Origin of the sequence: Streptococcus oralis subsp. dentisani, from assembly GCF_002096335.1 — a bacterium.
Classification (GTDB): domain Bacteria; phylum Bacillota; class Bacilli; order Lactobacillales; family Streptococcaceae; genus Streptococcus; species Streptococcus oralis_Z.
In genome coordinates this window covers 219,836-233,099 of record NZ_NCUW01000027.1, presented here as the reverse complement: position 1 = coordinate 233,099, position 13,264 = coordinate 219,836, and the positions used below count along the sequence as shown (strand labels likewise).

At 40.8% G+C, this 13,264-nt stretch carries 4 protein-coding genes and 1 pseudogene; all 5 read right to left on the bottom strand.

Features of this window, described 5'->3' with window-relative positions:
- Positions 1-1,308 (bottom strand): annotated as a pseudogene (locus B7709_RS03680) (hypothetical protein); the annotation flags it as partial.
- Positions 1,309-1,638: 330 nt separating this feature from the next.
- Positions 1,639-2,673: an accessory Sec system protein Asp3 gene (gene asp3 / locus B7709_RS03675; RefSeq protein WP_084971747.1), complete on the bottom strand. Its 1,035-nt coding sequence runs from the start codon at positions 2,671-2,673 to the stop codon at positions 1,639-1,641.
- On the bottom strand, positions 2,670-4,232 hold the full coding sequence (asp2, locus tag B7709_RS03670) for an accessory Sec system protein Asp2 (RefSeq protein WP_084971745.1): 1,563 nt from the start codon (positions 4,230-4,232) through the stop codon (positions 2,670-2,672). The genes asp3 and asp2 overlap by 4 nt, the downstream gene beginning before the upstream one ends.
- On the bottom strand, positions 4,219-5,811 hold the full coding sequence (asp1, locus tag B7709_RS03665; RefSeq protein ID WP_084971743.1) for an accessory Sec system protein Asp1: 1,593 nt from the start codon (positions 5,809-5,811) through the stop codon (positions 4,219-4,221). The genes asp2 and asp1 overlap by 14 nt, the downstream gene beginning before the upstream one ends.
- 403 nt (positions 5,812-6,214) lie before the next feature.
- The gene (bgaA, locus tag B7709_RS03660; RefSeq protein ID WP_084971741.1) at positions 6,215-13,153 is read right to left on the bottom strand and encodes an LPXTG-anchored adhesin/beta-galactosidase BgaA; all 6,939 of its coding nucleotides are present in this window, start codon (positions 13,151-13,153) and stop codon (positions 6,215-6,217) included.
- Positions 13,154-13,264 lie beyond the last annotated feature (111 nt).

Here is a 13,264-nt window from a genome sequence, read left to right as displayed (position 1 = left end):
TGAGATAAAGTCTGAAACACTTTCAGAGATTGATTCTGATGCTAAATCGCTTGGGTCTTCACTCTCTGAGACATAGTCTGATGTGCTGGTGGAAACAGAGTTGATGTCCTGCTCCAATTCGGAGTCACTGTGACTTTCACTTGCTGAGATAAAGTCTGAAACACTTTCAGAGATTGATTCTGGTTCTAAAACGCTTGGCTCTTCACTTTCTGAGATAAAGTCTGATGTGCTAAATGAAGCAGAGGCGATGTTTTGCTCCAATTCGGAGTCACTGTGGCTCTCGCTTGCTGAGATAAAGTCTGAAACACTTTCAGAGATTGATTCTGATGCTAAATCGCTTGGGTCTTCACTCTCTGAGACATAGTCTGATGTGCTGGTGGAAATAGAGTTGATGTCCTGCTCCAATTCGGAGTCACTGTGGCTCTCGCTTGCTGAGACAAAGTCTGAAACACTTTCAGAGATTGATTCTGGTTCTAAAACGCTTGGCTCTTCACTATCTGAGAGAAAGTTTGATGTGATAAATGAAGCAGAGGCGATGTCTTGCTCAAATTCGGAGTCACTGTGACTCTCGCTTGCTGGGACAAAGTCTGAAACACTTTCTGAAATTGATTCTGAGCCTAAATCACTTGGGTCTTCACTCTCTGAAACAGAGTCAATGACTGACAAGGACTGCGAAAGACTAGGCGATTTTGACTCAGATACACTAGAGCTTTGGCTAGACGAAAGATTCTCTGAATCAGGTTCACTCTGATTCGAAACTTCACTAGAATCAGTATGACTAGCAATACTTTCACTGCTTGATAGCATGCTCGTACTCACCGAATCAGAAACATATAAACTATGACTCACAGATTCTTGAATAGACGTAGCCGTAAGCGATTCTGACACCGAAACAGAATCACTGAGTGAGTTAGCCTCAGACATTGAATTACGCAGAGAATAGCCTTTTTCAGAAATACTTTGACTATAAGATTCACTGTAGGAAATCGCGATGAAGTCGCTAAGAGAAGCGAGCGCACTAGTTGATAAACTCTGGCTAACATTTTTTATCAACTCGGCCATGTTTAAACTATTTTTCTCCTGAAAAGCTTCTAAAACTTCCATAACCGAAACAGACTCTAGTGGTAATTCAAAGTCCTCACTGGCCTTCCTCACCATTTCTTTCTGTTCCTTCATCTTTTTGCTAACAGGTTTCAGTTCGACTGCATCAGAATGATGATCATCATAATCGTTATCTTCCTCATTGACCAATTGCTTAATCTTCGATAACAGGCGTTGAAATCCTGATAACTCTTCTTTTTTGCTCATTATATTATTATTTCTCCCAAAAACTATTTATCACTACTATTATAAGGGTTGAAGTTCAATCTGTCAAAGCATTACCCAGAAAAGACCGCTAATTTTCTTTTGTTATCCATATCAATATAGAATTGACTCTCATTTTACACAGTGAATAGCATTCTGTTTCTGTTTTTTCATTCACAAAATTCATCAAAGCCTTTCAACATCAAAAGGTGTAAACTGTCGTGACAATCTGAACTCTAATTTTTATATTGACTACATTTTGCTAAAATCTGTCATACACAGATTAGACTTTCCTACTGGTTTTCAGGACAAGTGATTCATAGAAAGGCATTCTTAGGTTACATTTTCCCTCATCCACTCTTCAGTTGTCTCTAGATTTATATTTTTCAACAAAGCCGACTGATCTAACAGATAGACAAAATTGGATAAGTCCTGAGATTCCATCTTCGAACTTCCATATTCTTTAACTCTTGTTGAATCAAAGCGATATAGCAATAAATCCCTAAAAATCGGATAATTCACTCGTTTTCGATGACGTTCCAGTAAGCGATGATAGTCTAATTCAGCTAGAAAACTATCTGTCACTAAAGCATAGGAAGTTAAAAATTGTTTTGAGTAAAACAGGGCCGCAATATTTGAAATGGGTCCATAGCCAATAAAAGCTACTTTTTCAAAAGAATACTGTCTTGATAGGCTTTCAATTTTTTCGAGTAAGTTTCCAAAAAACTCTTTTTCCATGTATAAAAGTGAACTTTTGTAGGAAGAGTTCACCATTACCAAATTTGGAAAATGTTCCTGCACTATTTCTGGAACAAAACCTGTCCGATTGAACTCAGGTTCTGTAAAGCAAACGTAAATGGTATTCTTCTCATTGTTCTTATGAAGCAAATCTGAAATCCAATAGCGATTAACTGTATAGTCTGCCACACCTTCTTGGGCAATATAAATCCCCTCAAACAAGAAGCGCTGACAGCCTCCACTGACCAATTGAATTTTATAATGATGGGTGTCAGTTGGTACATAAACACTTGCTGTCTCCTCTGGTTTCACACTATGAGAAAAAATTTCCTCATCAGCCGAATCCATAAAGATAACTTTTAAGTAAGTTGAATTCTCAGGAAGAGTTTCTAGATAGCTTCCAATGACATACTTCTCTCCCCGCTTCAAATCAGGAAGTTGACTTGTATTTCTCAGATCCTGATAATTGGCTTTCGAGTACCATTCGTGAATAACTGTCCCAGACGGCATAAATTGATTCTCATATAAAACTCGACCATCCTCTAAGACCCTGACAGATGAACCATATAAATACTGAGATACACTTTGCATATCCCAATAAGCAAAATAGACTTCCTCCTTATATCTCACGAATTAAACTTCCTTTCAAAACTATTCATTAGCAGTGCTATGTATTGATTAAAGAACCATTCGACAACACCTTGTGTATCATCATTATGTCGTCCCTCAAAGCCCTTGCTAATCAGGCTAATCTTATAATTACGATTTTCGAGCTCTTCCTCCAAGGTAGCATAGGCACGGTCATCATAATCATCCTGACACATATAAGCCATGATAAATTTTGTTCTCGAAAAATCAGCAGCTCTAAAGGCTTTCCAAAAATACTCATTTAGTTTTGTTGCTGTCTCATCAGATAGCTTACCCATCGTACGATAAAGGATATCCAAAGACGTTGGGAATCCGCCAGGACGAAGGGAAGACTCATTTACAGCAATATCACCTAAATTTACCAAGGGTTTACCGACAATAACGGCGTGAGGTTCTAGTTTAGAAGCATAGTACAGGGCGCCAAATGTCCCCATTGATAAGCCAGACAAAACTAACTGATCGGCTGTAAATTCTAACTCATCCAAACAGTGGCGAATCACTTGAATGAGCTTTTGTTCTAACTCATCCGATCCAAGATAAAAGCCACCGCCCTCTGAACGCGGATCTCCAATCAGTAAAAAGGGAGCTCCCATACCAGCCATCATATCGAATCCTTCAAAGCCTTCTGCTTGACGATAACCTGAAAAATATACATTAAGAGGTGGTCTCAAATCACCTGGATGAAAGAAATAAATCAGTTCCTCTCTATTTTTATCAATAATGCGATTTCCACCAACTAACAAGTCACCATAGCCTAAATGAGAATCTCGATGATGAAGGGGACCTATTTTCACGATTCCTTGTCCCTTAGCTTGAATACTAATGCTTAGATAGTAGGAATCCTGCGTGTCTAAAATTAGAGGTTTGTCATAGACCGTTTCATCATAAACCCATTCTTGCATTGGTGAAGGCGCGACAGGATACCCTTTGATGACATAGCGGACTGAGCAGTCACCAGAAATTCTAAATTCTGGCCATAAATCCAAAGGAGTATCTGCATCCAGATAGATATTATACTGATAGTTCGCTAGGGTTTGATAGTCCTCTCCAAATTCCCCTACCAAACTGAGATAATTGCTTCCTTCATAGTTAATCTGTCCACTAAAGAGAGAATGAACTGCTAAATGATTTACTTTGAGCTTGGAACCACTTTGCTGAGGAAAGAAAGCACGAGAAAAACGATACAAAATCTGCTCAGGACTTTCAAATTGAGATTTGACTGCTTTCTTACGAAACAAGAATGTTTCCAAATCTTTCGTAGTAATCTGGCAACGTTCATGGTAAAACAAACGATAAGGCTGAATCAGGCTATCCAGAACAGTGATGTATTCGAAATGTTCTAGCGTATCCACCAATATAAGGTCATAAATCTTTGCAAGCCTTGCCCTATCATCTATGCCCCCACTCAACATCTCAATATCAGTAGGTACAAGTGATGCCATATCCTCTGGCTTAACAAATCTCCACCTTATATTACTAGGAATATCATATTGCTCTTGCCAGTTCTCATCAGCAATTTGTAGAACACTAATCTCTCTCATTTTCCCTTAATTCCTTTATTGAGTTTTTCCACATTTCGACAATTTCTCCCCTTTTGTACTGCTCCATCCTACTCAAAGAATGAGCCTTGCATTTATATGCTGACTCTATATCCGTCAAATAATACAATATTACATTTTTTAGGATAGAAATGTCAGTTATAATCGAACCATTTTCTGCATGCTTGACATAAGAGGAACTATATAAATTAATCTGAGGAATACCCCCACTTAGCCCTGCAATTTGTAGAAGCATATCTGCTGGATTTCCCAAATCAAGAAGGACACGAACCTCCTTCAAAATTTTTGCTAATTCAGTAGAACTGCGATGTGTCTTAATCTCCATTCTCTCTCTGAGAATTTTTCCTCGTTCCAAAAGAGCCTTACTCTCCTTAGGCTTTATATCTTCATGGATCTGTGCTTTTTCTTCTGAACCTAGCTGATACGATAAATATTCTTTGAGAAATTGTCTGATAAATACCGCTCTTTCAGACTCCAAACTCTGGGTTCCAATCAGTAACTTCATCCATTCCTTCTCTAGCATCATATCAAATATGGTTCTAAAGACAGTTTGAAGATGTTCTTGAGGTAAAGTATCAACATTGACATAGACAGTTGCTGGCTTTTCCTGCTGGCTTTCTTCTGCCTGCAGACGAATGTCATAAGGAGCCACCTCATAATAAGGGGGAAGCTGGGCTTTGCCAATCAGTTCATCCATCTTTTGAACCTTACTAAAGCTATCAACAATAAAGAATGGTGTACCCTGCAAATCCCCTAGGATTTTTTCTTTATCCTCAATTGGGTAGCGTTCACCAAAGAAAGAGAAGGCAAGATTGTAATGCCTCTTAGCATTGTGGAAAAGATGGTTATGTTGAGGATTTGCTGAAACAATAAGCATATCATCTCTTGTTAGGGCAGAAGATAAATACTGGTCCAGTTTTTCCTTGATTAGCTCCTCAATGTCACTATAAACATCCTTTGCGAATGCTTCTTGGACTTCAGGATTGACAAACACTTGATGATTATCTCTTGTCAAGAATTCCCTAAACTGCCACTGGCCTTGTGGATTCAGATAATCTTGATGGTCTGGCTGATTATTTTCAAAATAAATCACACTAGAAACTATGCCTCGATCATCAAAGACCAAACGGTGATCCATCTGATTATTTTTAAAATAGATAATATCGAAAATATTGCCAGTCTGAAAAAAATTAATCTGGGCATAGTGGTTCTGATTTAAATAAACATCCACAAGAAAGGGAGTATAAAAGAATTCCGCTCCCTGTGGCCATTTCAAATCATCCAAGCCGAGCTTTCGAGGCAAAACATCTGTCAAACCTTGTAGATTATCAAATAGATTCCACATTCCAGCCGGCTCGATTTTCTCCTGATAACAGTGGCTTCGAATATGGGGCGAATAGTTCAACACCAGAATGCTACTATCTTTTCCAGCAGGTTGAAACATCTGTAATAAATTCATAGTATCATCAAACATTATCTGGTTTGATGAACAATAAAAAGGCAAAGCAGTGGAATACCATTTCCTACCTTGACAATACCAAGATGGTACAAAGTAAAACATTTCCCTCTATCTCCTTAGCATTCAATTTTTCATTGTAGTCAGTTCTAATTCTCAAGATAAATCCCTTGGTTGTCAAGCATTTTCATCTAAGAAATGACATAAAAGTCTCTGAAAGACGACCTATTTTTGTTAGATTTATTTCTTATTTTCCCTGAATGAATCGTTCTATAAAAATCCACTAATTCCCTTTAGTATAGCATATTTAGCGATTTTCTTCAAACATCACTTGGCTCTTTAAAGCTACGCCGATTGCAGAGTTAGAAGAATCATTCGCAGTTCATCTTCTTATTTTAAGTCATCAAACAGAATCACAAGAAATCTGGACAACTTTATTAGAACAACAGATAGAAAGACCAGAGCATCACTCTGGCCTTCTACTATCCTGTTTAGTTTCTAACCAAACTTAGTCTTCTTTTTTACGCATAGATGCTACAAGTCCTGTACCTAAGCCCAAGAGAGCCAATCCTGCTGCTAATATTGACATAGAGGACTCGCTTCCTGTATTTGGAAGATGGTCTTTTCCAGTCTGACTAGCTTTTTCTTTTTGCGGTTTTGGTTCCGCCTGTCCCTGTTCACGCTCATCTGGCTTAACAGGTGCTTGCGGTTCTGGTTTCTCTTGTGCTACTGCAGTTCCAACTTCCACGATACGATCTTGCGCAACTATCTTATCAAAGGTTTCTTTCAGTGTACGCTTACCATTTTCGACTTCTACTAGATGGACACGAATACCTTTTTGACCTTCTTGAAGAACACGGGTTTGACCTAGTGGGAGTTTATCGTTTTTACGTTCTTGCACTTGGAAATCAATGTTCTCTTCTTCTACTAGAAGTTCTGGTTTTTCATGAACTAAACCTGCAGCTCCATCAAGTGGTTGGGCTGTACCTCGCTTAGTTCCAACGAGAAGAACCCGGTTAACAGGAGTCTGAAGTACTTCACGAAGTTTCTCTTCACGAGTTCCATCTGGGCTTACAGATGTAAGAATGCGTTCCTTGCCAACTTGTCCTTCTCGTTCTACACGGCTTTCTCCTACATATAGACTTGAATCTTCCTTTTCAACAGTCTGGAAGGCAAGTTCTTTTTCGACAACCTCAAGACTTGGATTTTCTTCTTGAATAGCAGGGGCTGTTTTCTCAGAAACTGGTTTTTCCTTGACTAGTTGGATACGATATTCCTTGACTTGTTTTCCACTTTCTGAAACAAGGCGAACAAGTACTGGAAGGCTATCGTCTCCACTATCTACAACTGTTGAAGCTACTTGATTGCTTTCTTGAACGGTCACTTTTGGACGTTGTCCATTATAGGTGATTTGATAGTCTTGACGATTTTCAGCGAAATCAGCAAGTTCTTTTCCATCTACAAGAATCTTCGATTGAGTGCTTTCTTGAGGCAATTCGCTTGGCGCAAGGAAGGTCATCTCAATCATCGCAACACCACTCTTATCGGCCTTGCGCTCCATACGCCATCTCATAGCTTTGGCTTTCACAGCTTTAAAGGTAACGTTAATTTCATCACCGGCTTCAATGTCTTTGTCCGCACGATAAGGAACAGCTTCCCAGTTATCTGGATTGTTGAATGGATGGCCTGATTCATAGGCTTGGTAGTTTGAATAGTAGGTTGGCACGTCAAACTCTGGACCGATATAGCGTTCTAGAACAAGTTTAGATGGTGCATCTGTACCACTATCTGCAAAGAAGTGAAGTTTGGCTTGCGCAACAGTCCGTTCGACAATCTTACCATTCTCACGGAAGATCACACCTGCCGATACTTCTGGGTTAGAAGATGGTGTTGGAGACCAGTTTGTCCAACGACGATTTTCAGAATGATCTCTGTCATTGATATAGTCTACACGGTCATGAGAACTGTCGTCAATATCATTAGTTGCTGAGGCAAAGGCTTGGTTACTGTTTTCATCATAGTCAGGGTTATCTGAGAGAGCTTCACCAAGTTTGTCTGTCACTCGTACAGTGAACTCCGCAATGAGGTCACTACCAAGAACACGGCCTCTTACAGTAAATTGACCTGCTTTTGTTAGATTTTCTGCTGGAACTTCTTCCCATTCTACTGCCAAATCTTTGGTTTCATAGCCGTCTTTACCTGTGAAGTAAACCGGAACCTTCGTTGGCAATTCAAGCGGTTGACCTACTTGTACCAAACGAGCTTGTTTAACCGCAGCAACTGGTTTACGAGAAAGTAAGTCTTTGTCCTTAGTGAAGTGTAGACGGTATTCACCTAAGATGTCACCATTTTCAGCTTTCGCAATGACACGAACCGGCTCACCTTCACGAACGCTTGGAACAACCGTCGCAAGACCATTGTTGCTAACACTTGCTGTTACTGCTGGAACTTTTCCATTTACAGACTCAAGGTAGTAGTCTGTCAAATCAGGGTTGAAGTTTGCCAAGTCTTTACCGTCAACTTGGATTCTTGTTTGTCCTTGTTTAGCTGCTGCAACTTGTTTCGCAAAGATTTGTACTTCTGTGATAGAAGTTCCCCGCTTATTATCTGCTTTAACCATGCGAATGCGAACAGCATAGGTTTCAACTTTATCAAAGCTAAAGTGATTCATTTCTCCAGCCTTGAGTTGAGCAGGAGCTTTTAGATTTGTAACAGGTTTCCAGTTAGCAGGGTCGTTAAAGACATGTTCTTCATTGCCTACAAAGCTAGGGTTTTTAGGAGCTGTTGGAACAGCCTTACCAACATAATACTCAATCACATAAGACTTCGGTGCACCGACTCCATGGTCTTCGTGGAATCCGACACTAAGATTATCAATTGAACGTTTGCTCAAGATACCTGAATCTCCAAACAGAACACCAACTGAAGCTTCTGGATTACTACGATTCCAGTTCGTCCAACGGTTGGCTGGTCGGTCATTAAAGGAAATCAATTTATCGTTGACATTTGAAACAGGGTCACTTGGATTTGAGTCTGAAGCAAAGGCAAGTGGCAATTCTGAACCTGTCCATTGGTCAGAGATATTCGCTCCTTGCTCTGTTTTAGCAGAAACGCGAACATGAAGTTTGGTAGTTAATTGGGTACCTTCTAGGCGACCAGTGACTGTAAAGACGCCTTCCTTAGCGTATTGGTCTGATTGAATCTCATCCCAAGCAACCTTGGCAGATGAAACGTGACCATTTGAATCGTAGGTGCGAACACTTTCTGGTAATTGTGGCGCTTCTGCGATTGGTGTTGTCACACTGACTTCTTCAACCGAAACGATACCCTCTACAGAGACTTTAGCACGCGCCTCAAGGTCAATTCCTTCAACTTTACCTAGCACTTCAAAGGTTTGATAGTGGTCTAGTTTTTCTTTTGGAATAGCTTGCCATGTGACTTTGTGAGCTTTAGGGAAACCTTTGTCATACTCAACAGTTACTGTTGCTGGAAGACTTGGTTCTTGATGCAAGTCTGTCACTACATTTACTGGACGGATGGATTGCGCAACCTTCGTCTCAGTATTGGCTTGGATGGTGAGGGAGATTTGACCTGTAGCCCCCTCATATTCCGCTTTCAGAGTGACTGCTCCTGGTTTATGCAACTCAAGCATTCCTTTACGAACTGCAACTTCCCCTTCACCGCTTGTAGAGAAGTTTACTTTATCCGCTGGTAGAACTGCCTGTGTTCCGTCTTGATAGTGAGCGAGTACGGACAATTTCACTGTTTGGTCTTCTTTAAGACCGTTAGCTTGCTCTACTTGTAAGCTCAAGTGGTCAATTTTTGGTGCTTCTTCAAGGAATTGAATTGCATAGGTTTGAAGAGGTCCACCATCTTTTGGTTGAACATAGATGCTTGCACGCATGCCGTTTTCTGCACTTGCTTGGACTACAGTAACATCCGCATTTTCAGTACTTGCTGCGACTTCTGGCAAGGATGCACCATAAGCAAGAGTGCGGTATTGCATTGGATGTTGATTAGTAAGGCCTGTGACAGCTTCACCACCAACACTTACAGTCGGTACTACAGGTGTTGCAGGATTGCCTTCTTCTACTACAAGCGTAGCATGAATAGTCTCACCGCCCAGTTGACCAGTCATTTGAATACGTGATCCTGCAACTGACAGTTTAGCTTTATCAGTTTCTGCAATCTCCCACTTATCAACTTCGTATTCTTGTACGCTTCCATCCGTAACGGCAATAGAAACATATTTGTCAACAGCACTCAAGTCTGTTCCTGGGGCAACACGTTTAACAGTTGGTAGTTCTTTCGCAATTGCTAGAACTTCTACACGAGCCTCAACTTCACGTCCGTCTGCCATACCTTTAACAGTCACAACTCCTGCTTGGCTCACATCAACTGAAGACCAGGTTACTGGACGTTTTTCACGACTGCCATCACTGTAGATAAAACCGACTGTCTTCGGCATTTTTGGCTCTTTTTCAATAACAGTACGTACTTTTGGTACTTCTGTTCCGAGAACAGTCTTTTCTTGGTCTTCTTTTTTACCAGTAAAGACAGTTACTTGACCAGATTTCAAAAGATCAGAGTGGGCAGTAAGGGTGAATTTCCCTGCTTGCTCAGTTGATTTCACAATGGCAACCCCTTTACCATTAAAGGCTCTACGAATCCAAGAACCATCTGGTTGGGCCTTATAACGTTCACGGCTGGCTTGTTCCCCATTATCGACACCGACAAGTTGACCTTGTCCGTGCAATTGGAAGCGAACCAGATTATTTGCAGTTGGGACTACATTTCCTTGGCTGTCAACGATTTCATAGTAGATGTAGGTCAAGTCTTTTCCATCTGCGGCGATTGCGTGGTCTTCCTTGATGAGACGAACACCGGCTGGTCGGCCTGCAGTGGTAATCTTGTCACGTGCAATTTCTTTACCAGCTTCATCACGAGCTACTGCTTCTAAAGTACCTGGTTGATAAGCAACCTTCCACTCAAGGTAGAGTTCCTTGGCATTGGCACCTTCTTGGTAAGTGCGTCCATCGCTGGTTTGTTTTTTGTTGAAGGTTTTGACTCCGAGAGATTGACCGTTCAAGAACAATTCTACGCTTGCAGCGTTTGAATAGGCGCGAACTGGAATCTTACCTTCTGTATCAGCTACATTCGCTTTTAGAGTAGGATCTTCCCAATTCCAGTGAGGAAGGAGGTGAACCATCGGCTTCTTCTTAACAGAAACCCATTGGCTTTGGTAAAGATAGAAGTCATGTTTTGGAATACCTGCTGTATCTACAATACCAAAATAAGAGCTCTTAACAGGAGTTTGGTTTTGGTTATGCCATGGCGTAGGCTCCCCGATATAGTCTGTACCTGTCCAGATAAATTGTCCAGCATAGCCAGCATTGTCGCGGTCAAAAGTCCATGAATCTGTTGCCGTTTTACCCCAACCAACTCTGTCATTTCCATAGTCAGACTGTTCGTAATGACGCTCAGGTCCGTTACTATGTTTCAATTCCTGTTCAGGGCGATAGTAACTTCCACGTGTGCGGGTAGCTGAAGATGTCTCAGAGCCGTAAATCAACCAGTTTGGATGTTTCGCACGAAGTTTCTTGTAGTTATCTTCTGAGTAGTTAAAACCAACTGCATCCAGTTCTTCGGCAATCTTCTCATGACCTCCGCTACCATTACCAAAACGGAACTTATCTGCTCCCATGGTAACGTAACGAGTTTTATCAACATCCTTGATAACTTTGACCAAACGTTTTACAGTTGCTAGAGAATGAGCATCACCGTTGGCTTCACCGATTTCATTTCCGATTGACCACATGAAGACAGCTGGGTTATTTTTATCTCTTTCGACCATAGTACGAAGATCGTAGTCTGACCATTTTTCACCTTTTCTAGCTTCTGGGTGAGTGGCATCTTTTTCAAAGAAACGACCATAGTCATAAGGTTTCTTGCCATTATACCACGTATCAAAGGCCTCTTCCTGAACGAGCAAACCAAGTTCTGCAGCGATTTGCAAGGTTTGCTCACTAGCAGGGTTATGGGTTGTACGAATAGAGTTAACCCCCATCTCCTTCATTTGTTTGAGACGGCGATATTCTGCCTTATAGTTTTCTTCTGCTCCGAGCGCTCCGTGGTCATGGTGCAAGGAAACCCCATGGAATTTAATGCGTTCACCATTTAAAGAGAAACCATCATTTGGAGTCCAGTGATAGTAACGGTAACCAAACAAATCCTTCTTAGCATCCACCAATTGACCATCACGATATACACGCGTAATCAATTCATACAAGGCAGGTTTGTCATTTAAAACTGTCCAGAGTTTTGGTTTTTCAACTTCTAAAATAGCATCTAGGCTTGTTGACTCATGTGCTTTCAAGGTACGACTTGCTGTCCGAACCACGCCTGTTACAGCCTGACCACCACGTTCAACGATTTGATACTCTGCCACAAGTTCATGGTCTTTATCGTCTGTATTGACGATTTTGCTGGTCACATGAGTTTCAACCTTGCCGTGTTGCTGTTGTTCTAGTTTTGGCGTTAAGATGGTTGTTCCATTTTTCTCAACATGAACCTTATCTGTCACTTGCAAGGTCACATCACGGTAGATACCGCTTCCTGAGTACCAACGGCTACTTGGTTGTTTGTTGACAGTATGGACAGCAATCACATTCTCACGACCATCTTTGTGAAGGTATTTGGTAATATCGTATGAGAACTGGTTATAACCATTTGGATAATGCCCCACTAACTGACCATTGACATAGACTTGAGAGTCCATGTAGACACCATCAAAGGTCACACGAACATTCTTCTTGAGGTCTTTTTCATCAAGTTTAAAGGTCTTACGATACCAAGCTTCACCACCATTTAGCTGCCCACCTTCGTTTTGGGCAGGTGATTGATGGTCAAAATCGTTAAAGATACTCCAGTCGTGTGGAAGGTCCAATTTTTGCCATGTTGACACATCTGCATCTGGTTTCACAGCTTCTTTAGAGTTCGCATTGAGTTTGAAGTGCCAATTTTGATTAAAATTCACTTTTCTGTCTTCAATCATTTGATTTACTTCTTCATTTGTCGCAGCTTTAACTTCTTCCTTGATAGGTTTTTCTTGACTAGAAGCTTCTAACTCTACTTTTGTGTCCTTTTCAACAGATTTAGAAATCTCTTTCGCCTCCTTAATAACTTGGCCTTGTTCTTCCTTTTCTTTTGCTACAGTCTCCTCTACTGTACTTGTCTGACTTGTATCAGCGACTTGTTCCAGAACTGCTTCTTCAAGACCCTTCTCTGCATTCACAGTAATCGGCGTTTCGTCCGCAAAAACAGGGCTTGTTCCAGCAAGATTTGCACCAAATAGAACAGCGCAAGTTCCAATCAGTACTGAGCATGTCCCAACAGAAAACTTCCGAATACTGTAGACACTTTTACGATTCCAATAGCTTTTATCCATAAAAACCTCCTTTAGTAACCGCTTCCATTTTTATGTGATAGCGGATATCTCTCCTTTTGTCTTTTATATCTATTCTATAAAATAATATAGATAACTTCAATCCTTAAAACT